The sequence below is a fragment of the Desulfotomaculum sp. 1211_IL3151 genome (assembly GCF_036763075.1).
In the GTDB taxonomy this organism is placed as follows: Bacteria; Bacillota; Desulfotomaculia; order Desulfotomaculales; family Desulfotomaculaceae; genus Desulfotomaculum.
This window is the reverse complement of sequence record NZ_JBAIYV010000041.1, coordinates 21,982-44,035: the sequence shown is the minus strand read 5'-3', so window position 1 is coordinate 44,035 and position 22,054 is coordinate 21,982. Positions and strand designations below refer to the sequence as shown.

The following is a 22,054-nucleotide window of genomic DNA, read 5'->3' as shown; positions in this document are numbered from 1 at the left end:
TATGGATAAAACAACGTTAAACGAAAAGCTATTAACAAAGTTGACGGGTGTACGATCTACTCGACTTAATCATTATGTTGAACTGAGAAAGACCATCGAAGAAGTAACGAAACAAAACAAAAGATTAGAAATCATCAATGAAATTGCTCGCAACATCACGGTGGCCATGTCCTATGAGGAAATTATTGATCGGACAGCGGAACCACTGAAGGAAGTAATATCTTATGATTTGCTTAGTTTTTGCTTATTGGAAGGAGAACAGCTGATCATTAAATCTGGCATACCCAAGGATCAGGTCATCCTAGGGGTTGGAACTGTGCTAATTAGAGAAAACTCCGCACCCTGGCAAGCCATGGAGGAAAAGAGATGCATTATGCGTCAAAACATCTGGGAAGATTCAGAAGCGTGCAACGAAGATAAGGATTTAATGGCAGTGGGTATCCGTTCCGTAATTATGGCTCCTCTATTAATTAACGATACGGTGATTGGTACACTGAATTTTGGCAGTAAAAAAACCGATGCTTATTCTCCAAATGATTTTATATTTGCCCAGCAATTAGCTGACCAATTGGCGGTATGTTTACAAAACAGCAGGCTTTATCTGGAAGTTCTGAAAAGGCAGGAACAATTGGTGCAAACGGCAAAGCTTGCCGCAGTGGGGGAAATGGCCGCGGGTGTTGCCCATGAGCTCAATAGCCCTCTGACAGCCATTTTGGGGGATGCTCAACTCTTATTAAGAAGACTTGACCAGGAACATCCCGGCTACCACCTATTAGCGGATATTAAAAATTGTGGGACCCGATGCAAAAGGATTATTCAGAGCTTATTAGCTTTTTCCAGGCATGAACCGTATTCTAAAGATCAAATTTCTCTTAACGAGGTAGTAGAGAACAGCTTGGCTTTGGTCTCTTACCAGATCGAAAAAAATAATACGAGTATTCGTACGGACCTTTGCCACGATTTGCCGCTCGTACTGGGTAATAAGCAACAATTGGAGCAAGTGCTGGTCAATTTTCTACTTAACGCCAAGGATGCCTTGCGTTCCTTGGACCAAGGGGTAATTACCATTCGTACGGGTTGTTCACCTCGGGAAGCTGATACAAAGGAAGTGGTTGTTTCCGTTCAGGATAATGGCTGCGGCATAGAACCAGAAACGATGAGTAAACTTTTTGACCCCTTTTTCACCACCAAGGAACTTACCAAGGGCACCGGACTTGGCTTATCTGTTAGTTTAGGTATTGCCAGAAGTCATGGGGGCAGGATTGTTGTACAAAGTGAACCAGGTCAAGGCAGCACCTTTCGTCTCATTATTCCATATGGCCTAAGGGGGGAGAATAATGGGTAAACCAGTTAAAGTATTGGTGGTTGATGATGAAGTGGCGGTTTGTAATTTCTTTCAATTTCTTCTTGCAGAGAAAGGGTATGAAGTTGTTACCGCCTACTCCGGCAAGGAACTACTTGCCAAGCTTCTCATGCATACCTTTACCTTGGCTTTTGTGGATTTAAGATTAACGGATACGGATGGCATAAAGATATTAGAACAACTTAAAGTCCAACAGCCGGACTGTCGGGTTATCATCATGACAGGTTACAGTACCGTAAAAACAGCTGTGGATGCCATTAAGCTGGGTGCCTATGATTATATTGAAAAACCCTTTGATGACATTACAGATTTAGAGCAACTAATTGCCACCGCGTTGGAGGATCATCAAAAAGCCTCCTTACCGATCGAAGGTTTTGTAGAAGAACTTCAGAAAAACGGCATCATTTGTTCACCAAACAGTCCCTTATTAAATACCTTAACCTTGGCGAAAAGGATTGCTGCAAAAAACATTACCGTACTGATTCAGGGCGAAACAGGTGTTGGAAAAGAGGTTGTGGCTCGCTATCTGCATAGCCAAAGCCTGCGGGCAACGAACCCCTTCATTGCAGTAAACTGTGCTGCATTCACTGAAAATTTATTAGAAAGTGAACTTTTCGGGCACGAAAAGGGTTCCTTTACCGGGGCAACCGGTGTGCGCAAGGGGATTTTCCAAATTGCCAATGGAGGTACCTTGTTATTAGATGAAGTGGGAGATGCCAGTTCAGCCATTCAAGTCAAGCTCTTACGAGTTTTGGAAAACGGGGAATTTTTACCTGTGGGGGGTGAAAAATTTAAGAAGTCGGATGTCCGGGTCATTGCGGCTACCAATGTTCCATTAAAAGATGCCGTGGCTAACAAGCACTTTCGTGAGGATCTTTTTTATCGATTGAATGTAGTAACATTGGATATCCCACCCTTACGAGAGCGAATCTGTGATATTGAGCTTTTAGTTCGCCATTTTATGTGCAAATTTTATGGTCTGGAAAATGGCGAAGCGCTAAAAATAGAGCCAGCCGCCTTCGAACGGCTGCTGCATTACCCTTGGCCGGGTAATGTGAGGGAATTAGCCAATGTGATGGCCCGGGCAACGGCATTGGCAGAGAAGGGCATCATTACAGCAGAGACACTACCTGATCAACTGAGATTTCCAGGAGATCATAAATCTTATGCACAGCTCCATTTATCAGCGGGGGAAGATGTGGAGGAAATCGTGCAGGAATTTTCCTCTATTTTAGGTGAACGCCTGGCCCAGCTTCCCATAGACCTTAATGATTTGAGCAAAAAGTTAAAGCATGCACAGTATGCTATTATCAAAAGAGTGGTTCAGGAAGGTTTAGCTAGAGTGCAGGGAAACCGTGTAGAGGCTGCTCATCAGATGAACTGCACCATCCGGGTTTTAAGGTACTATTTAAATGAGAGAGATTGAAGTTTAGCATGGGCCGATAAATCGGCCCATGCCGTTTTTTGGTCCCTTTTTATTGAGTTGAAACATAAGGAATCTTACCTAAACAAGCCACAAATCTATATATTCACTCAATTAAGTATATTGCGACAATTGGCACAGGAATTGCTTTACTAAATACTAGATAAATTTGATCAAGGCTAAATTGTTCAACAAAAGCACTTTAGTTTTTGAGCGTGGTTAAACAAAGGAGGTAGTGTCGTGTTAAAAGATTACGTACTGGCCACATCGGTAGCTGAAGCCTTGGAAGTTCTCAAAACCTATGACGGGAAGGCCAGGGTTATTGCCGGCGGTACCGACGTCTTGCTGGATCTCAATGCCGGTAAACTGTCTGTCGATTGCCTGGTTGATGTGACGAGGGTTGCTGAATTAAAAAAGCTAGAGAACATGGCTGGGCAAATTGTCATTGGTGCTGCGGTAACCCACAGTGAAGTAAAAAAATCCGATTTAATCCAAAGCAACGCCCCCCTGTTGGCGGATGCCTCTGGGTCAGTTGGCTCCCTGCAGATTCGCAATACCGCTACGGTGGTAGGTAACGTTTTAAACGCACAGCCCGCAGCGGATGCTGCTGTGGCACTGGTTGCCCTGGGTGCTGAGGTAGAAATCCAAGACCCTTCGGGTACCACTTATCGACCCGTCCAGGAACTGTATGCAGGCGTGGGCAAAACCACGATTGATTGTACCAGACAAGTAGTAACCGCCGTAAAATTTCCTGCCTTAAAACCGGGACAAGGTTCCTCCTTTGTTAGACTGGCCCAGCGGGGTGCCTTGGCTCTGCCCATGCTAAACGTAGCGGTTGTGCTTTCTCTGCAAGAAGAAAAAATTGAATGGGTGCGTATTGTTATGGCACCCGTAGCCCCGCAGCCCTTGCGTGCCAGCATGGCTGAAAAAGTACTGCAGGGGCAGGTTGTTACAACGGAACTGATCAGTTCAGCGGCTAAAGCAGCCTGTGCTGAGTCAAGTCCCCGGGATAGTGCAATACGCGGTTCTGCTGAATACAGAAAGGAAGTTTTAGAAGTTATCGTCAGACGGGCGTTGGAAAAGGCCCTTGCTGCGGCTCAATAAATTGATTGTAAGGACATTCATTCGATAGGGAGGTATAACGATGCAAAAAAAAGTCTTGCAATTTAAGCTTAACGGGGAATCCTTGGCGGTTCTGGTTTCCCCTGCTGACACATTAGTTGATGTCTTACGAGATCAACTTGGTTTAACCGGCACCAAAAAGGGTTGCGGTAAAGGTGAATGTGGGGCCTGCACCGTAATTATGAACGGTAAAAGTGTCAACTCCTGTATCATTCCCGCTTTACAGGTTATGGATGCTGAAATAGAAACCATTGAGGGTATTGGCAAACCCGAAAAATTACACCCGTTACAGGAATCCTTTATTGATTTAGGTGCCATTCAATGCGGCTTTTGCACGCCGGGAATGATTATGTCAGCTAAAGCATTGTTAGATATTAATCTTTCCCCAACCACAGCGGATATTAAAGAGGCCATTGCAGGTAACATCTGCCGCTGTACCGGCTACACCAAAATTGAAGAGGCTGTGTTGGCTGCCGCTGATAAAATGAAAATTAAAGAGGATCGGTAAGGGAGGGAAAAGAATTGAAAAAAGATTATGCCGTGGTAGGCAAGAGTGTACGTAAATTGGATGCGATGGAAAAAGCCCTCGGTACAGCCACCTATACCACTGATATAAGGCTACCAGGTATGTTGTACGGCAAGGTTTTACGGAGTCCTCACCCCCACGCCAAAATTGTTAAAATTGATACCCATAAAGCAGAAGCACTGCCGGGTGTCATGGCTGTGGCTACCCATTTGAATACATCCAAGGTAAAATTTAATACATCGGCTACCTCCACCTTCACGATCCCACCCCTACAGCCAGTTGAAGATCAGTATATTTTTGATTCGGTGGTTCGATATGTAGGTGATGAAGTGGCTGCGGTGGCTGCGGTTTCTAAAAGTGTTGCCGAGGCAGCCTTAAAGCTCATTGAAGTAGAGTACCAGTTATTACCCGCTGTGTATGACCCGATAGAAGGCATGCAGAAAGGTGCGCCGGAAATTCATCATTGTGAGGTTGGTAAGAATATTCCCGGCGAAAAAATTCATATAGAAATGGGTGATGTTGAAAAGGGGTTTGCAGAAGCAGACTATGTTTTTGAACATACCTTTAAGCTGCCGGTACAAAAGCAAGCCCAACTAGAGACCCAAGCAGCGGTTGCCCAGGTGGCTGTGGATGGCAAAGTAACCGTGTGGTCCACCACCCAAACACCCCACCCAACCAGAAGGATTTTAGCTACTATTTTTAGCTTACCCTATAGCAAAGTGCGTGTGTTAAACCCACCCTATATTGGGGGTGGTTTCGGTGTACGGATTGGTTTATCTGCTAAAGCCGAACCCATTGCTCTGGCCCTGGCTATGCTGGCTAAAAAACCGGTAAAAGTTGTTTATGATCGGAAAGAAGATTTCACCTCTTCAGATACCCGTCACTCCGGTTATATTACGGTAAAAACCGGTGTAAAAAAGGATGGCATCTTTACTTCTCGTAAAATATCAGCTACCCTTAATACAGGTGCTTATTGCAGTTGGGGTGCGGAATTGCCTGGTGTGTTAGGTGCTATGGGCTTATCCCTGTACTATTGCCCCAACCAAATGTATGATGGCCATAGTGTCTACACCAATATTACACCAGCCGGAGCCATGCGTGGCTTTGGTAGTCCCCAGGCCATTTATGCGGTAGAATCTCAAATGGATATTATCGCAGATGAACTGGGCTTTGATCCTATCGAAATTAGACGCAAAAATATCATGCGTCCAGGTAAGGACTGGGTACTGCCCTATCCATGCCTTAGCTCTGGTTTGGAAGAGTGCATGGATCGGGGTGCGGCAGAAATAGATTGGCAGCGCAGGGGAAAACCAACCCAGCAACACAGTACGAAACGCAGAGGAATTGGCATGGCTGCGGGTACTCACGTCTCCAACTCCTGGCCCTTCTGTGTTGACTATTCCAATGCCTATGTAACCGTGCAACAGGATGGTTCGATTCACCTGGCCAGCGGTGTGCCAGATATGGGCACCGGCACCATAACCACCCTGAGCCAAATGGCTGCAGAAGTAATGGGAGTCGCGTTGGATCAAGTTGGTATTACTATTGCTGATACCGAATCGACCCCCTTTGAAATTGGCAGTCACGCCAGCCGTACCTGTTATGCTTCCGGTACTGCCGTAGTGGCGGCAGCGGAAGATGCTAAAAAACAAATTCTTGAAGATGCGGCTAAAACTTTAAACACCAGTCCGGAAGATTTGTATATTGCAGATGGTATTGTATATTCACTATCTAATGCGGAACTAAATATCCCCTTAAGTAAGGTAGCGGTAGAAGCCCACTTACGTGGTAAACAGTTTATTGGTGTGGGAAGAATTATTCCTAAGAATGCACCGCCTTATTTGGCTCACTTTGCTAAGGTAGAAGTAGATATTGAGACAGGAAAAGTAACTGTCCTAAAAATGGTTGCCGCCCACGATGTGGGGAAGGCCATCAATCCAGTCATTGTGGAGGGGCAATTAGAGGGCGGTTTGGCCATGGGCTTAGGCTATGCCATTAGTGAAGAAATTAAATTCGATGGTAAGGGTACACCATTAAATGATGGCTTTCATAAATATATGCTGCCTACAGCCGTGGACATCCCTGAATTGAAAGCAATTATCGTGGAAGCAAATGACCCCAGCGGACCTTTTGGTGCAAAGGGGGTTGGCGAAACAGGTTTGATCGCCACTGCTGCTGCCATTTCTAATGCTGTTTACGACGCCCTCGGAATCCGCTTCTTTGAGATACCGTTAACGGAGGAGCGGGTCTACAAGGCTCTTAAAGAACGTAAGTAATCAAATATAAAAAAAGGGGCACCTTTTATTCAGGCAGGTGCCCCTGCCTATTATAGATTGAGAGGGACAAGTAAAAATCAAATCGGATATCCTTGCTGTAGAAAACACTATAGGAACCGAGATTATTCTGGTCTTCGGCGGCATGTCGGTGGACCCAGGCTGTGACACCTCTGGGCATTCGTAAATCTGGTGCTGAGGTGCGGGGGATTAATGGATGTATTTATTGAAAGGTTGATTTAAATGGACAACATTGTACTGGTTAAAGGGGCAGGTGATTTAGCCACAGGTGTTGCTTATCGATTATATAAATGTGGCATGTCCGTTGTGCTTACAGAAATACCCAGGCCAACGGTGGTAAGGCGCAGCGTTTCCTTTGCCGAGGCAGTATTCGAGGGCAGTCATACCGTGGAAGGGGTTACCGCCAAGTTGGTACAGAATTGGCAGGAGGCTCAAGCTTTGCTGAAACATCAACAAATACCCCTATTAATTGATCCCAATGCTCAAGATGCCCTTAAACTAAAACCCGCCGTACTGGTAGATTCCATCATGGCTAAACGCAACACCGGTACTCAAATAACCGATGCACCCATCGTGCTCGGTCTGGGGCCGGGTTTTGTTGCAGGTGTAGATGTTCATGCCGTGGTAGAAACAAATCGCGGTCATTATTTAGGCAGATTATTACGAAAGGGAACAGCCGAACCCAATACCGGGGTGCCCGGTCCAGTAAATGGTTATACCAATGAACGTTTATTACGGGCACCAGTGGAGGGTACATTTGTTTCTTGTATAGACATTAACAGTACCGTACAAGCCGGCGATATCCTGGGTTATGTATCGTCTCAACCAGTAATAGCAGAAATTAATGGTATCCTGCGGGGGTTAATTAAGGATGGTATTTTTGTTCATAAGGGAATGAAAATTGGAGATATTGACCCGCGGTGCGAAAATAGACATTGTTATACCATTTCAGACAAAGCATTAGCCATAGCTGGGGGAGTATTGGAAGGAATTCTATACTTTAAAAACAATTCAGTTGCGAAGGAATAAGAGAAGTTCCAACGGCCTGCGGAATAATAACTTAAAATGGTGTGACGAAACCTTGCTTGGGCCCGTCATTATTTTAAATAGCCCCTTAACAACAGTGGTACTGAAATCCATCAGCCATCGGGGTCATCGAGGAGGATTTTGATGAAAAAAATTACCACCGCACTCATAACCTGCTGTTTCATCTTGGGCATCACCACCGGCGTATGGGCTGAAGAAGCCAATATAGTTACCTTTCCAATGAACGCTAAAAAGTATATCGTTAATGGAAATGATAAAATGATGGATAGTACCACCTTTACCGAAGCCGGTAGAATCTACGTCCCCTTTCGTTATTTAGGTTATAGCCTGGGTGCCGACGAAAAAGAGGTTTCCTATGACGCCTCCGTCAACACAGTGTCTCTTCAGCTAAATGGCCAAGCCATTGTGGCCACCCTGGGCAGTAAAATCCTTCAGGTTAATAATATCGATGTCCAGATGGACGTTGCACCCCTCTTGCGCAATGGTCGTGTCTATCTGCCCGCCCGTTATATTGCCGAAGCACAGGGGTATACTGTCCGCTGGGACGCCAACACCAATAGCGTCTTGCTCTCTAAAGAAGCTCTCTCAGAAAACCAGCCCCAGATTACCACCAAAAAAATCCAATCTGAAACGGATACATTAATCGTAGATATGGAACTACCCGTTATTAGTGGTTTGAAAAATACGGAATTGCAGGAGTCCTTAAATAAAGAAATTCTGTTTAACGCCACCCAAAACCAAGCAGACCATGAAAAACAAGCCCTGGAAGATAAATTAGCCTCACAGTCCGGTGAATATCCCTTTCGAACCCATTCCTTGTATTATAAGTATCAAACCTTTCCAAGCAAAGATATGCTTGCTTTGATCATTATGACCAGCGATTATACCGGCGGTGCCCATGGCAGCAACTACCGACAATACATTAATATCGACGTCAAAAATGGCAAACGAATCACTCTCAAAGAATTATTCAAGGATGATGTCGATTACAAACAAATCATTAATCGAGAAGTAGCCAAACAAATTAAGGCCAGTGAGGAAAGGGGAGAACATTTCTTTTTCCAGGGAGATCTAGCCTTTAAAACCATTCGTGATACCCAAGGCTTCTATATCAAGGGAGACAATCTAGTAATTTGCTTTGATCAATATGAAATTGCACCTTATGCCTCTGGTTTTCCAGAGTTTGAAATCCCTCTTAGTCAATTAAAGTCCTACATGTAACATAAAAATATAAATGGGTCAGACTTGAATAATTCCAGCCTGACCCAATTTTTATTTTAATTTTTTTTCAATGGTACCGCCGCCCACTAAATAATCTCCTTGATAGTAGACAACAGCTTGTCCTGGCGTGATGGCGCGTTGGGGGTTTTTAAAAACTACCTTGACCAAGCCATCCCCAATGGGTTCAATAACAGCCGGGGAAGGTTTACTATTGTAGCGAACCTGGGCCTCCAATTCTCGTGGCTTTGTAAGGTCTGCAAAGAGGATGAAATTATTTTCTGAGGCAATTAGTTCGGTGCCCCAGATGGCATCCTCTGGACCCACTGTCACTACATTATTGACCGGGTCAATATCCACCACGTAGATCCTTTCTCCTGTGGCTAAGCCAAGTCCCCTGCGCTGTCCAATGGTGTAAAAGGGAATTCCTTTATGCTCACCAACAACATTGCCGGCTACATCCTTAAATGGACCTGGCTGAATGCCACCCTGAGAACGCTCGTCCAGGAAATTACGGTAGTTATTATCGTGCACAAAACAAATTTCCTGACTCTCCGGTTTGGAGTAAGTGGGCAGTCCCAAATCCTTTGCGATGGCCCGCACCTGTTCCTTGGTATAATCAGCCAAGGGCATCAGTGTATGGGCAATTTGATCCTGTGTAAAGCTATACAGGACATAGGTTTGATCCTTTTTCTCATCCAAAGCCTTACGTACCGTATAGCGCTGGTACTCTTCACTATAGCCCAATCTAGCATAGTGGCCGGTGGCAATGTAATCAAAACCCATCTGTCTGGCCTTTTGTAATAAGGCCTCAAATTTTACAAAACGATTGCAGGCTATGCATGGGTTTGGTGTACGCCCTTGAAGGTATTCGTCAACAAAGTACTGAATGACCTTTTCTGTAAAAAGGTCCCTGAAATTAAGCACGTAATAGGGAATACCAAGGACATCTGCTACCCTGCGGGCATCATCCACAGCCGTCAGGGAACAGCAACCTACATAATCGTCCCCCACCACTGTGACTTCGGGGTCCCATATTTGCATGGTTACACCAATAATATCATAACCCTGCTGTTGCAAAAGTGCGGCGGTGACCGAACTGTCCACCCCGCCACTCATTGCTACCAGAACTCTTTTTTTGGTTGCCAAAAGGCATCACCTACGCATTTTGTTTTTTCAAGTAGTCCTCAATGGCTGCCTTTAAAGCATCTGCAGCTAAGTTGGAACAGTGCATCTTGGCTGGGGGCAGCCCTTCCAAAGCTTCTGCCACGGCCTTATTGGTAATTTTCAGGGCCTCATCAATGGTTTTGCCCATGGCCATTTCGGTTACCATGCTGCTGGTGGCAACGGCCGCGCCACAGCCAAAGGTTTTAAACTTGATATCTTTTATGACATTATCCTCAACCTTAAGGGTTATTTTCATGATGTCACCGCAACTGGGATTGCCAACCTGACCGGCACCGTCGGGATTCTCAACTTCACCAACATTACGTGGACTGGTAAAATGATCCATAACCTTTTCAGAATACATAATTAAGTACCTCCTCATTCCCCATTCAAAATATTTTTAGTATTCCTCTTCAAACTCCCCATGGTCATGGTGGTGATCATCATGTACTGTGCAGGTACTGCAAGCACAGGGATTGCATCCCTCGCCAAGTGGGGACATTTCTCTTAATCTCTCAATGATTGGGGGCAGTACTTCCAGGAAATATGCCGCATCTTCTTCCGTATTGTCTTTACCCATGGTCAAACGCAGGGACCCATGGGCCACTTCTTGGGAAAGCCCGATGGCAGTTAACACATGGGAAGGTTCCAATGAACCAGAAGTACAAGCAGAGCCACTGGAAATAGCAATGCCCTTCATATCCAGCATTAATAGCATGGATTCCCCTTCAATAAAGCGGAAGCAAAAGCTCACATGGTTGGGCAGGCGTTCCTGTGGGTGACCGGTCAAGATGGTATTGGGAATTTTATCCAGTACCTCTTTAATCATACGATCTCTGTACTTGCTTAAACGTTCCGCATCAGCATGCATTCTCTCGGTTGCCAGTTCAATGGCTTTGCCTAGACCCACGATGCCCGCCACGTTCTCAGTGCCCGGGCGACGACGACGTTCCTGTCCGCCACCGTAGGTAATGGGCTGCCAGAAGGTTCCCCTGCGAATATACATGGCAGCAATACCCTTGGGGCCATAAATTTTATGTCCAGATAAGGTAAGTAAATCTACTCCCAATTCATCCACATTGACGGGGATCTTGCCCACACTTTGCACCGCATCTGTATGGAAAAGAATCTTTTTGGCCTTGGCAACCTCACTGATCTCACGGATGGGCATGATGGTACCAATTTCGTTGTTGGCATGCATCACGGAAATTAAGATCGTTTTATCCGTAATGGCATCGGCAACCTGTTGGGCTGTCACCCTGCCGTACTCATCTAAGGGCAAAACCGTTATCGAGAAGCCTTCTCTCTCCAGTTGTTTACAGCAGGCCAAAACAGCACTGTGCTCCGCTGCGGTGGTAATAATATGATTGCCCTTTTGGCGATTGGCATAGGCAACGCCACGTATGGCCATGTTATCTGATTCTGTGCCACTGCTGGTAAAAGTAATTTCCCCTACACTGGCAGCACCAATGGCTGTGGCTACCTGTTGCCGGGCTTTTTCAACTGCTTTGCGAGCTTCACGTCCAAAGGCATGGATACTGGAGGGATTACCAAAATGCTCGGTTAAGTATTTCATCATCTCTTCGACAACGGCAGGATCCACCGGAGTAGTTGCCGAATGGTCGAAATAAACTTTTCTCATAATTTGCTCCTCCTTGATTACCTTGAATACTTGTTTGCCTTGAATATGTATTACGACTTCGTTATATTATCTTGAGCCTTTTGCGCTTCCAAGCACATATCCTCCAGGGTAATGGAATCTAATACCTCTGCTATACTATCTCTGACCCTGGCCCAAATATCCCTTGAGATACAATAATTTTCCTTTTCACAATAACTAGGTTCAAATTCACTGACACAATCCAGTGGTGCGATTGGTCCTTCCAAGGCCCTAACAACATCCCCAACCTTTATATCGGAGGGAGGCTTGGCCAATATATAGCCGCCCTGTGCGCCCCTAATACTTTTTACCAGGCCCATTTTTCGTAAAACCGCAATTAACTGCTCTAGGTAGTGTTCAGATATATTTTGCCGCTCTGCCACTACCTTTAAGGGGATTGGCTCGGACCCGTAATGCATCGCTAGGTCAAACATTGCCTTTAGTCCATAATGCCCCTTTGTGGACAGCCGCAAGCTACATCCCCCCTTACTAATCCCTAGTAAACCACTCGGTTTTCTGGGTTTATAATAACATGTTATTTTTTTACTTGTCAATATTAATTCCGACCAAAATGCTCAAGATTAAAACGGAGGAAATCTAATAGGATAAAATAACACTATTTTGGTGTTTTTATGCAGAAAAGTTCAATAGTCGTTGTTAGCAATTTAGCTCTTCCCTGAAAATGACCATGCCTTGGGCATTAAGCCACCGCCATGTCATCCTTCGCTGTTGCTCAGGATGACAAAAATCTGCTAACAGCCAACGGCTAACTCCCTGACCACTGCCCCGGCCATGATCAGACCGGCTGCTGCCGGGACAAAGGATATACTGCCAGGTGCCAGGGAATTGTTTTGCTGTTCCGAGCCCACATTCGACTTGTATCGTTTGGTTTTAGGTGTGAGGGGGGGTTCCGTGGAAAAAACAACCTTAATCCCTTTATGGATATCATATTTTCTCAATTCCCGGCGAACAACCCTGGCCAAAGGGTCTACGGAGGTTTCTGAAATATCTGCCACTCGAAAGGCCGCCGGGTCTAGCTTATTGCCTGCACCCATGCTGGATATTACAGGTATATTCTGTTGATAACATCTTTGAATAATGTCAATTTTTCCTGTTACATTGTCAATGGCATCCACCACATAGGAATAGCCCCCTGCTAAAAGCTCATCACCCTTCTCCGGGGAGTAAAAAAGCCGGAGGGGATTCACCTTGGCACCGGGATTAATGAAGCGAACCCTGTCTGCCATTAAGTCTACTTTAAACTGCCCAACGGTGTTGTCCATGGCATGCAACTGACGATTAATGTTGGTAATATCCACCGTATCAAAATCCACCAGCGTTAACTCACCAACCCCAGCCCGGGCCAGGGCTTCCACTGTATAGGAACCAACTCCGCCGATGCCAAAAACAATCACCTTGGCTGCTGCCAGCTTGGCTAAGCCCTCTTCCCCTAGCAGCATTTCTGTTCTGGAAAATCGATGTTCTTTCACCAGTAACCTCCTAAGACAAATTAATTTGGCAGGTATTTCGGAAAGGTTATGGTAAAGGTACTTCCCTCACCTGGCCTGCTATTTACTAGAATCGTTGCCTGATGTTGCTCGGCAATCCACTTGGCGATGGCTAACCCTAAGCCACTCCCCCCTACGGGACGAGATTGGTCGGACCGATAAAAGCGTGAAAAAATCTGTGCCAACTCACTTGGTTCAATACCGATGCCCGTATCCTTGACCTGAATTTGTACCCCGTCAGGGGTACAATGTACTAAAAGTTCCACACTACCCGGTCTCATTGTATACTTAAAGGCATTATCCACTAGTATAAGTATCAGTTGCTTGACATAATCAGGGTCTGCCAGAATCATGCTGGCACGACAATCTTCCGCCAGGGAAATCTTAAAATCTAAGCCCTGGGCTAATAGCTTAGCCTGTCTCCCCACCTGTTGGACAAGCTTCTCCAGGGCCACCGGCTTTAGCGGCAGAGTAAGTCCCGCATCCGCACGGGCCAGCACCAACATGTCTAACACCAACCGACTCATTCGTTCCGCTTCCGAGGCAATATCGTCCATTGCCTCCTGCCGAATAGCCGGGTGCTGGTCACCCATTCTCCTTATTAAATCGATGTTCCCCCGAATGGTAGTTAACGGGGTTTTTAACTCATGGGAAACATCGGCCACAAATCTTCTTTGTGCCTCATGGGACTCTGCCAACTTTTGATAGGCTATTTCCAGGCTATCCAACATATTATTTAAAGTTTCCACCAACCGCCCCAGTTCATCCTTTGGCCCTTGATAGGCAATCCGTTGTTGTAAATCTAAATGATGGCGAATGGAGGTTGCGGTTTGGGAAATATCCTCCACCGGCCTCAGGGCTGCCCGGGCTAACCACCAGCCAATCGTTCCTGCGGCTAGAATCATCAAACCACTCATAAACCAGAGCAGCCATCTAAGTCTGGTCAAAGCTGCCTGTACCCCTGAAAAGGGTTGTCCCACTTGCAGCAAGCCCACAACCCTGTTTTCGGCCAACAGGGGGTAGTTATAAATGCGCATCCTTTGGTTACCTAATTCAAGCCAGCCGTAGAAACTCTTGCCATTCTTTGACTGATGCAGGGTCGCCCTACTCAGGGGTAAATTATCGTTAAACAAATTACTCGATTTTGCCACCAAGTTACCATTTATATCCACTACTTGCAAGTAAGTATTGGGATAACCAAATACATCAACATCGGGTAAGACAAATTTTTGCGGCTTTAGCAAACCAGGTTCTACCACCTTAATCGAACGTATCACCCCGACGGCCCGACCCGCTAAATCACGATCGATTTCCTGCGCCAGACTATAGGAAAGGAAGGTATAAATGATGATGGAGAAAGCGATTAGGGTTAGGCTGACAACCGTACTGTACCATAACGTAAGTTTAAGTCGGATGGTCATTACCCCTGCTCCTTTAGGACATAGCCAACTCCCCGGACAGTCTGGATTAGTCTAGACCCATGGTCTTCTATCTTTTGGCGCAGCATATTAACATATACTTCCAGAACATTGGAGCCTCCGGTAAATTCCAAACCCCAGACCCGGTCGATTATTTGCTCCCTGGTTAATACCTGATTCGGGTGACGCATCAACAGTGCCAGCAAATCAAACTCCCTGGGAGTAAGGATCAGTAAATTACCTGCCCGGCGCACCTCCCTGGCCTCTAAATCGATTTTTAGGTCAGAAAACTGCAATACCCTTTGGGCAGTTGTCCCCCTTCTAAGCAAAGCCTGTACACGGGCCATTAGCTCTGCCAATGCAAAGGGCTTACCTAAATAATCATCGGCCCCCAAATTTAGGCCCTTTACTTTATTCTCTACCTCATCTCTGGCACTAAGGATTAAAATAGGGGTGAAATTTTCTTTTCTAAATTTCTGACATATCTCCCAACCATCCAAACCAGGTAACATGATATCCAAGATCAATAACTCCGGGGGGCTGGCCTTGACCATATTCATGCCAGTATAACCATCATTCGCTACCTCCACCCGGTATCCCTCGTAGGTTAAAACCCGCCGCAGCATTGCTGTAATTTTCGGGTCGTCATCAATTACCAAGATTCTGGCACCCATTAACTCCCCCCACTTTGCCTTTAATAATTGTTACCTTTGGCTGCTCTTATCCCCCATTATTACCTCAATTTGCCTCATTTGTCCAGAACGGATAATCCCTAGGGAAACCTTTTCACCCACCTGGGAATCAGCCACCGCATCGAGCAAATCCTGGGTTGTAGCAATCGCTTTTTCTTTAAACTTGACGATTACATCCCCCTGCCTTAGACCAGCGGCACTGGCGGGGCTATTCGGGGTAATCCCTGAAACGGTGACACCACTTTGATTCTGTGCAGCTTGCATATTTACTCCCAAATAGGGGTGTGCCACTGTCCCCTTGGTGATCAATTGATTGTATACGTCCACTACCGTTGTTGCAGGAATGGCAAAGCCAATCCCTTGGGCCTGGACATTTACGGCCGTGTTAACTCCCACCACTTCCCCTTGCAAATTAATTAATGGCCCACCGGAATTACCTGGGTTAATGGAGGCATCGGTTTGTAAGAGGTTGCGGAAATTATGGTCTTCTATACTTATGGGCCTTCCTTTCGCACTGATAACGCCCACCGTAACGGTATGATCCAAACCGTAAGGGTTACCAATGGCAATAACCCAATCCCCTACTTCCGCTTGGTCCGAGTTGCCCAGTTTAAGGGTATCTAATTTGTTGTCAGGGTTAATTTTCAAAACGGCTAGATCCAGTTCCCTATCCGCCCCAATTACTTTGGCCGGATAACTCTGATTGCTTGTTAATATAACCTCAATTTGGGAAGCACCTTCAATAACATGGTTATTGGTTATGATATAGCCGTCTTCAGAAACAATAAAGCCAGAACCCATTCCCCTTTGTACCTGTGTACTAGGCATGACCTGGTTACCAAAGAACTGCCTGAAAAAGGGATCATTTAAGTAAGGGTTGGCGTTGACATTGGTTTGTATCATCGTTTCAATTTTTACCACTGCTGGCGCGGTTTGTTTTACCACATCGGAAATATTGGCTGGCCGGATCAGCCCCTCTGTTTGCTGCTCAGCCATGGCTGGCCGATTGACGATGGCAAGCAGATCTGATCGATTACTTGAAAAGTGGATACCGATGACAAACAACAAAACCACCAGTCCTAATTTAGCCAAAATAGCTCCATAGTTTTTGTTATGCATATCCTTTTCCTCCCTCATTTGTTCTATCCTCATCCTAACGCTGCAACCTTAAATGATCCTTAAAAACGGGAGAAATAAAAAAACACCTTCAAAAAGGTGTTTTAATAACAAATATGAAAACCCCACCGTGCCGTGTGCGTACCCAAGGTTTTTTGAACCTGTTCTCGAACAGGTGGGTGCCCTTCCGCATTTTCCTGTTTCCTTATACAGAGCTAAGTTACAAAGTCAATATTCTTTAACAATTCTCCAGGAGAGTATGCTTTTATATTTAACGATGAAAAATCTGCCTCAAAAAAATGTTTATCCAGACTGACTAGATAATCTACTTTGGAATTTATAGCTGCTGCCAGAATATCCGCATCTTTTTTATTGATTAGCCTTTCTGCCTCTTTCAACAGTTCATCTGTGGGATCTGCTAACTCAAAGGGTAAGATTTTAAACAAACTATGATAATGGGGTAAACAATGTGGTAGTTTCTTCTCAATATTCCTGACAACCTCTGTTACTACTTTTTCTGAAATCACTGGAATTATTAGACCCATTTCACATAGAGACAGAAGCATGTTGGAAGCACCTTCTGGAGAAGCCAAACTAGCAATCAACACGCTACTATCAAAAAAAACTTTACCCCTCTTTAATGTACTCATGTTTTCCCTCTCGCAAGTCTGCCAGTAGCTCATTAATATCTACCTTATATTCCCCCATCCCTTCATTGACCCTTTGGGCCAGTTCCTTAACTACACTTTTTTCTGGAGTTGCTATCATAACTTTGCCAAAGTGGTATACTTCCAAAACAGTATCTTCTTCAATGCCAATTCTATCTCTATATTCAGCAGGAATCGTAAACTGCCCCTTTCCCCTTACCCGTACTTTTTTCGGTCTAAAAGAGTTAACTGTCATTTTACCTTCCATGAATCCCCCTCCATTAGTAAGAAAATAAGAAAGTAATACTTTCTTATTTTCTATTTTACATTATTTATTCAGAAAAACCAATGTAATTTTCAGAATAATTTTTCAAAGGGGAACATACTTAGCCTTTAAAAATTACAGTAGTCTATACTAAGCGCAAATTTTATCACCGTCAGCAGAATGATATGACAAATCGTTGACTGAAGCTATTTTCAATCTCGGGGCAGAACATAACAGCAGGATACTGCATTTATCAACAGTTTTTAAAAAGCATCATTTCCTATAACAATAAAAAAACACCTTCAAAAGGTGTTTTAATAACAAATATGAAAACCCCGCCGTGCCGTATGCGTACCCAAGGTTTTTTGAACCTGTTCTCGAACAGGTGGGTGCCCTTCCGCATTTTCCTGTTTCCTTATACATCGTAAGGTTTACATTCCCTTGCGTGAAACCGAGCTCCCGTTTTTCAAAATGTTGGCTCAAAACCCCAGATAAGCCACGCACAAAGCAGGGCAAAGAACTTGTAAAAAGAGTAACTTACTTTTTTATTATGTTAACACAATAGGGGTCGTTCTGCAAGTCTGCGAAAGACTTCATGGCTAAATAATAGCCTGGCAATTAGCCTAAAGCTAACGAGCTAAAGGCTAATCCTAAAGGCTAATTGCCCTTTTTAACGGTTGCGGTGCTGCGTATATGAAGCTCTGCCAATTGGGCGGGGTCTACCACGTCTGGTGCCTGGGTCATTAGACAGGTTGCACTGGCGGTTTTGGGGAAGGCAATGACATCGCGGATGCTGTCTTTTCCTGCCAATAACATAACGAGACGATCCAGGCCAAAGGCAAGGCCACCATGGGGGGGAGCACCATATTCAAAGGCCTCCAGCATAAAGCCAAATTTTTCTCTGGCTTCTTCCTGGCTAAGTCCCAGGGCTTTAAACATAAGTTCCTGGACTTCCCTGCGGTGGATACGAATACTGCCGCCACCGATCTCAACACCATTTAATACCATATCATAGGCCCGGGCCCGTACCTTGCCGGGATCACTCTCCAGCAGAAGCAGATCCTCCTCCACCGGTGAGGTAAAGGGGTGGTGCATAGCAAAGAAACGTCCTGCTTCCGCATCATACTCCAGCAAGGGGAAATCGGTTACCCAAAGGAAATTCCACATGCCTTCTGGAATTAGCTTGAGACGTTCTGCCAGATGAACCCGCAGTGCTCCTAATGCTGCAGCCACCACCGCTGGTTTATCCGCTACAAATAAGAGCAGGTCACCTGGTTTTGCTTCCAATTTATCTTTGATAGCTGCTACCTCTTCTGCCGTGAAGAACTTGGTGATGGGGGATTTTACAGAGCCATCCTCATTAATAATAAAGTAGGCCAAGCCCTTTGCTTTATACACAGCCACATAGGCAGTCAAGTCATCAATATCTTTCCGTGAGAAGGCAGCACAGCCCTTGGCATTTATCCCTTTGACTTGGCCGCCGGCCTCGGCAGTGCTGTTAAATACCTTAAAACCACATTTAGCAGCAATGGGTGTGATATCCCTTAGCTCTAGACCAAAGCGAGTGTCCGGCTTATCGGAACCGTAACGATCCATGGCATCCTGATAGCTAAGGCGTGGGAAGGCCGCACGGATATCCAAGTCAAGGGTGTCTTTGCATACCTGGGCAATCATTTTCTCCATTAGGCCCATCACATCTTCCGCTTCCACAAAGGACATCTCCAGGTCGATCTGGGTAAATTCCGGCTGGCGATCTGCCCGTAGGTCTTCATCCCGGAAACAACGTACGATCTGGAAATAACGTTCCATACCAGCTAACATTAAAATCTGCTTAAATAGCTGGGGTGATTGGGGCAAAGCATAAAATTTACCGGGGTTAACCCGGCTGGGAACTAAGTAGTCCCTGGCACCCTCGGGTGTACTTTTGGTCAACATGGGAGTTTCAATTTCTAAAAAGCCGTTTTGGTCAAGGAAATCCCGGATACTCTTGGCCGCCCTGTGCCGCAGGATCATCGATCTTTGCATATCTGGACGGCGCAAATCAAGGTAGCGATAGCGCAAACGCAGGTTCTCATCCACATCAATATTATCTTCGATATAAAAGGGTGGTGTTTTGGCCCGGTTTAGCAAACGTAAGGTATGAGCATATACCTCCACTTCCCCGGTGGACATATTCGGGTTAACTGTTCCCTCGGGGCGGCTGTTTACCTTGCCAACCACCGCCAGGACATATTCATTTCTGACCGCCTCGGCCTTTTCAAAGGCTTCCTGGTTAACATCCGGACTAAAAACCACTTGCACAATACCAGAACGGTCCCTTAAATCAACAAAGATTAAACCACCGTGATCCCGGCGTCTTTGTACCCAACCCATTAATACAACTTCTTGACCTTCATGCTGCCTTTGTAACTCACCGCAATATAAAGTGCGCTTAAGACCATTCATCGATTCAGCGGACATCTGTATTTCCTCCAATGCTTCTTTGGTATATGAATTATTTGACTAGCCTTAGCCATTCGCTGGCCCAAGGCCCATCGCCCATGGCTATCTTCTTTCTTGAATAAACCCCACCAAATCCCCTAGGGCTACTTCTTGTTGTTCACCGGCTTGCATGTCTCGTACCACGGCCACGCCCCGGTTGTATTCTTCCTCGCCTAGGATGATTACCAGACGGGCTGCCAGTTTGCCCGCATATTTCATCTGGGCCTTCAAACTGCGGCCTAGAAAATCCTGCTCGGCTGCAATACCCTGTTGTCTGAGACTCTGTAATAAGCCAAAGGCTTTTTTGGCTACTCCACCGCCGGCAATTGCTATAAACACCTGCGGCCCCCGAGCGATAGGGAAGACAATACCCTGACGCTCCGCTGTCAGCAGAATACGCTCCAAACCTAGGGCAAAACCAATACCGGGAGTTGCCGGGCCGCCGCATTCCTCAATTAAACCATTGTAGCGGCCGCCACCTCCGATGGAACTCTGGGCACCAATATCCTGGGTCATAATTTCAAAGGCCGTGCGGGTGTAATAATCCAACCCCCGAACCAAACGATTATTGACGGTATAGGAAACTCCCACTTCATCTAAGTATCCCTTCACAGCAGCAAAATGATCTGCACAGTCAGGACATAGTACATCCAGTGTTGTGGGGGCATCTTTGCCAAATCCTTGACATTTTTCACTTTTACAGTCCAAAATGCGCAGGGGGTTTCTTTCATAACGCCCCTGACAATTGAGGCAAAGATTTTCTAAATGGGGTTTAAAATATTCCTGTAGTCTTTGTCTTAAAACGGGACGACATGCCGGACAACCAACACTGTTAAGATGCAGTTCCAAATTTTTTAACCCGATGCGTTGATAAATATCCATCGCCATGGCAATTACCTCTGCATCGATGGCAGGATCGTTGGAGCCAAAGACCTCTACGCCGAATTGGTGAAACTGGCGATACCTTCCTGCCTGGGGCCGGTCATAGCGAAACATGGGACCTGCATAATATACTTTCACTGGTTGTGGCAAGGCATAAAGCTTGTTCTCCACATAGGCCCTTACAGTGGAGGCAGTACCTTCGGGCCTCAAGGTAATGCTGCGGTCCCCTCGATCGGTAAAAGTATACATTTCCTTTTCCACTATGTCGGTGGTTTCGCCAACCCCTCGGGAAAATAGCTCTGTATGCTCAAATATCGGCGTGCGAATTTCTCCGTAGCCGTATTCCCTGCAAACCTGCCCTGTTAGTTGTTCAAGGAACTGCCATTTTTCCACTTCCCCCGGTAAAATGTCATTGGTTCCTCTGGGCCTTGTTATTAGCACTGATGTAAAACCTCCTTGTAACAAGTTAGAAAAGCCTGATCACATTCGAAAAAAACAAAAACCCGTCCTTGGCATGCCGACGCATGGCCAGGGACGGGTTTATTCCCGTGGTGCCACCCTGATTGAACAAAAAAATGTTCCTCTCAAGTCGACTGTTAACGGTGTCGCTCCGTACCAGCCTAATCGGATATTACCCTTTCGGTGGTCACTCCCGGGTGTTCTTCAGCAATGAGTCCTTATAGAAGAGCTTTCAGTCTAGGACCCTTCCTCCCTGTGTAAGCTATCTCAATGCCTACTCTCCCGATCATCGATTTCTACACTTATAAACCTGAGAATTATTTTATTCAATTGAAGAAACTTTGTCAATGTTACCGGGTTGAAAGATGGCGAGATGTGTCATAATATTATTAGTTGAGGACAAATCGTTGCCAACTTGTTCCTGCTCACGAGGACATGATATACTAAATTTGAGGTGATTTCCATTATTACGAAAGAATTAGTCGATCGAATTAACGTATTGGCCCGTAAACAAAAGGCCGAAGGTCTAACCCCAGCAGAAAAAGAGGAACAGCATCAGCTACGCCAACAGTACCTGGCTGGAATCCGTGGACAAGTCATAGACCAACTCTCAAGAATTAAATATGTCGAGGATGAAAACAACCCGAACAGCAGCTGTGGCTGTGGCGGACACCACCACAAAGATAATCATAAAAAGGGTGGCTGCGGTTGTGGCAACCATCACGATGACAAAGATCACTTACACTAGAAGAAAACCAAGGGCGGA

20 protein-coding genes, 1 other RNA gene and 1 other annotated feature are annotated in these 22,054 nt (G+C 45.6%); of the genes, 8 read left to right on the top strand and 13 right to left on the bottom strand.

Annotated elements, in window-relative coordinates; genetic code table 11:
• Position 1: 1 nt before the first annotated feature.
• From V6C11_RS11045 to V6C11_RS11015, 7 genes are all read left to right on the top strand, one after another.
• On the top strand, positions 2–1,345 hold the full coding sequence (locus V6C11_RS11045) for a GAF domain-containing sensor histidine kinase (RefSeq protein WP_333531218.1): 1,344 nt from the start codon (positions 2–4) through the stop codon (positions 1,343–1,345).
• The gene (locus V6C11_RS11040) at positions 1,338–2,789 is read left to right on the top strand and encodes a sigma-54-dependent transcriptional regulator (protein WP_333531217.1); all 1,452 of its coding nucleotides are present in this window, start codon (positions 1,338–1,340) and stop codon (positions 2,787–2,789) included. The genes V6C11_RS11045 and V6C11_RS11040 overlap by 8 nt, the downstream gene beginning before the upstream one ends.
• A 237-nt stretch (positions 2,790–3,026) precedes the next feature.
• The gene (locus V6C11_RS11035; protein ID WP_333531216.1) at positions 3,027–3,890 is read left to right on the top strand and encodes an FAD binding domain-containing protein; all 864 of its coding nucleotides are present in this window, start codon (positions 3,027–3,029) and stop codon (positions 3,888–3,890) included.
• Between the two features lie 40 nt (positions 3,891–3,930).
• On the top strand, positions 3,931–4,416 hold the full coding sequence (locus V6C11_RS11030; protein WP_333531215.1) for a (2Fe-2S)-binding protein: 486 nt from the start codon (positions 3,931–3,933) through the stop codon (positions 4,414–4,416).
• A gap of 14 nt (positions 4,417–4,430) precedes the next feature.
• Positions 4,431–6,710, top strand: coding sequence for a xanthine dehydrogenase family protein molybdopterin-binding subunit (locus V6C11_RS11025; RefSeq protein ID WP_333531214.1), 2,280 nt, complete (start codon positions 4,431–4,433; stop codon positions 6,708–6,710).
• Positions 6,711–6,950: 240 nt separating this feature from the next.
• The gene (gene yqeB, locus V6C11_RS11020; protein WP_333531213.1) at positions 6,951–7,757 is read left to right on the top strand and encodes a selenium-dependent molybdenum cofactor biosynthesis protein YqeB; all 807 of its coding nucleotides are present in this window, start codon (positions 6,951–6,953) and stop codon (positions 7,755–7,757) included.
• A gap of 141 nt (positions 7,758–7,898) precedes the next feature.
• On the top strand, positions 7,899–8,996 hold the full coding sequence (locus V6C11_RS11015; RefSeq protein ID WP_333531212.1) for a stalk domain-containing protein: 1,098 nt from the start codon (positions 7,899–7,901) through the stop codon (positions 8,994–8,996).
• A 51-nt stretch (positions 8,997–9,047) separates the two neighbouring features.
• Here V6C11_RS11015 and mnmA read toward each other — a convergent pair whose 3' ends face one another.
• From mnmA to hisS, 13 genes are all read right to left on the bottom strand, one after another.
• Positions 9,048–10,142 (bottom strand): tRNA 2-thiouridine(34) synthase MnmA, encoded by a 1,095-nt coding sequence (mnmA, locus tag V6C11_RS11010; protein ID WP_333531211.1) that lies wholly within the window; start codon positions 10,140–10,142, stop codon positions 9,048–9,050.
• Between the two features lie 10 nt (positions 10,143–10,152).
• On the bottom strand, positions 10,153–10,524 hold the full coding sequence (nifU, locus tag V6C11_RS11005; RefSeq protein ID WP_333531210.1) for a Fe-S cluster assembly scaffold protein NifU: 372 nt from the start codon (positions 10,522–10,524) through the stop codon (positions 10,153–10,155).
• Positions 10,525–10,560: 36 nt separating this feature from the next.
• Complete coding sequence (gene nifS, locus V6C11_RS11000; RefSeq protein ID WP_333531209.1) at positions 10,561–11,802, bottom strand: cysteine desulfurase NifS; 1,242 nt, start codon at positions 11,800–11,802, stop codon at positions 10,561–10,563.
• A 50-nt stretch (positions 11,803–11,852) separates the two neighbouring features.
• Entirely contained in the window at positions 11,853–12,293 is a 441-nt protein-coding gene (locus V6C11_RS10995) for an RrF2 family transcriptional regulator (protein WP_333531208.1), read from the bottom strand.
• Between the two features lie 279 nt (positions 12,294–12,572).
• Positions 12,573–13,310, bottom strand: coding sequence for a tRNA threonylcarbamoyladenosine dehydratase (locus tag V6C11_RS10990; RefSeq protein ID WP_333531207.1), 738 nt, complete (start codon positions 13,308–13,310; stop codon positions 12,573–12,575).
• A gap of 20 nt (positions 13,311–13,330) precedes the next feature.
• Complete coding sequence (locus tag V6C11_RS10985; protein ID WP_333531206.1) at positions 13,331–14,749, bottom strand: sensor histidine kinase; 1,419 nt, start codon at positions 14,747–14,749, stop codon at positions 13,331–13,333.
• Entirely contained in the window at positions 14,749–15,420 is a 672-nt protein-coding gene (locus tag V6C11_RS10980; protein ID WP_333531205.1) for a response regulator transcription factor, read from the bottom strand. The genes V6C11_RS10985 and V6C11_RS10980 overlap by 1 nt, the downstream gene beginning before the upstream one ends.
• 30 nt (positions 15,421–15,450) lie before the next feature.
• Positions 15,451–16,557: a S1C family serine protease gene (locus V6C11_RS10975; RefSeq protein WP_333531204.1), complete on the bottom strand. Its 1,107-nt coding sequence runs from the start codon at positions 16,555–16,557 to the stop codon at positions 15,451–15,453.
• 212 nt (positions 16,558–16,769) lie between these two features.
• Complete coding sequence (locus V6C11_RS10970; RefSeq protein WP_333531203.1) at positions 16,770–17,204, bottom strand: putative toxin-antitoxin system toxin component, PIN family; 435 nt, start codon at positions 17,202–17,204, stop codon at positions 16,770–16,772.
• Positions 17,182–17,469 (bottom strand): AbrB/MazE/SpoVT family DNA-binding domain-containing protein, encoded by a 288-nt coding sequence (locus tag V6C11_RS10965; RefSeq protein WP_333531202.1) that lies wholly within the window; start codon positions 17,467–17,469, stop codon positions 17,182–17,184. Before V6C11_RS10965 ends, V6C11_RS10970 begins: the two co-directional genes overlap by 23 nt.
• Before the next feature lie 325 nt (positions 17,470–17,794).
• Positions 17,795–17,983: non-coding RNA, 6S RNA (ssrS, locus tag V6C11_RS10960), on the bottom strand.
• A 140-nt stretch (positions 17,984–18,123) separates the two neighbouring features.
• Entirely contained in the window at positions 18,124–19,926 is a 1,803-nt protein-coding gene (gene aspS / locus V6C11_RS10955) for an aspartate--tRNA ligase (protein WP_333531201.1), read from the bottom strand.
• Positions 19,927–20,010: 84 nt separating this feature from the next.
• On the bottom strand, positions 20,011–21,270 hold the full coding sequence (hisS, locus tag V6C11_RS10950; RefSeq protein WP_333531200.1) for a histidine--tRNA ligase: 1,260 nt from the start codon (positions 21,268–21,270) through the stop codon (positions 20,011–20,013).
• 86 nt (positions 21,271–21,356) lie between these two features.
• Positions 21,357–21,587: a binding site (T-box leader), on the bottom strand.
• 155 nt (positions 21,588–21,742) lie between these two features.
• Between hisS and V6C11_RS10945 the strand changes: the two genes are divergently transcribed.
• Positions 21,743–22,036: a DUF896 domain-containing protein gene (locus V6C11_RS10945; RefSeq protein ID WP_333531199.1), complete on the top strand. Its 294-nt coding sequence runs from the start codon at positions 21,743–21,745 to the stop codon at positions 22,034–22,036.
• The last annotated feature ends 18 nt before the right edge of the window (positions 22,037–22,054 follow it).

What these genes read in the sequence shown, in the direction of transcription:
- V6C11_RS11045 (WP_333531218.1), top strand. Translation starts at nt 2, where the DNA reads ATGGATAAAACAACGTTAAACGAAAAGCTATTAACAAAGTTGACGGGT.
- V6C11_RS11040 (WP_333531217.1), top strand. Translation starts at nt 1,338, where the DNA reads ATGGGTAAACCAGTTAAAGTATTGGTGGTTGATGATGAAGTGGCGGTT.
- V6C11_RS11030 (WP_333531215.1), top strand. Translation starts at nt 3,931, where the DNA reads ATGCAAAAAAAAGTCTTGCAATTTAAGCTTAACGGGGAATCCTTGGCG.
- yqeB (WP_333531213.1), top strand. Translation starts at nt 6,951, where the DNA reads ATGGACAACATTGTACTGGTTAAAGGGGCAGGTGATTTAGCCACAGGT.
- V6C11_RS11015 (WP_333531212.1), top strand. Translation starts at nt 7,899, where the DNA reads ATGAAAAAAATTACCACCGCACTCATAACCTGCTGTTTCATCTTGGGC.
- nifU (WP_333531210.1), bottom strand. Translation starts at nt 10,524, where the DNA reads ATGTATTCTGAAAAGGTTATGGATCATTTTACCAGTCCACGTAATGTT.
- nifS (WP_333531209.1), bottom strand. Translation starts at nt 11,802, where the DNA reads ATGAGAAAAGTTTATTTCGACCATTCGGCAACTACTCCGGTGGATCCT.
- V6C11_RS10985 (WP_333531206.1), bottom strand. Translation starts at nt 14,749, where the DNA reads ATGACCATCCGACTTAAACTTACGTTATGGTACAGTACGGTTGTCAGC.
- V6C11_RS10980 (WP_333531205.1), bottom strand. Translation starts at nt 15,420, where the DNA reads ATGGGTGCCAGAATCTTGGTAATTGATGACGACCCGAAAATTACAGCA.
- V6C11_RS10975 (WP_333531204.1), bottom strand. Translation starts at nt 16,557, where the DNA reads ATGCATAACAAAAACTATGGAGCTATTTTGGCTAAATTAGGACTGGTG.
- V6C11_RS10970 (WP_333531203.1), bottom strand. Translation starts at nt 17,204, where the DNA reads ATGAGTACATTAAAGAGGGGTAAAGTTTTTTTTGATAGTAGCGTGTTG.
- V6C11_RS10965 (WP_333531202.1), bottom strand. Translation starts at nt 17,469, where the DNA reads ATGGAAGGTAAAATGACAGTTAACTCTTTTAGACCGAAAAAAGTACGG.
- aspS (WP_333531201.1), bottom strand. Translation starts at nt 19,926, where the DNA reads ATGTCCGCTGAATCGATGAATGGTCTTAAGCGCACTTTATATTGCGGT.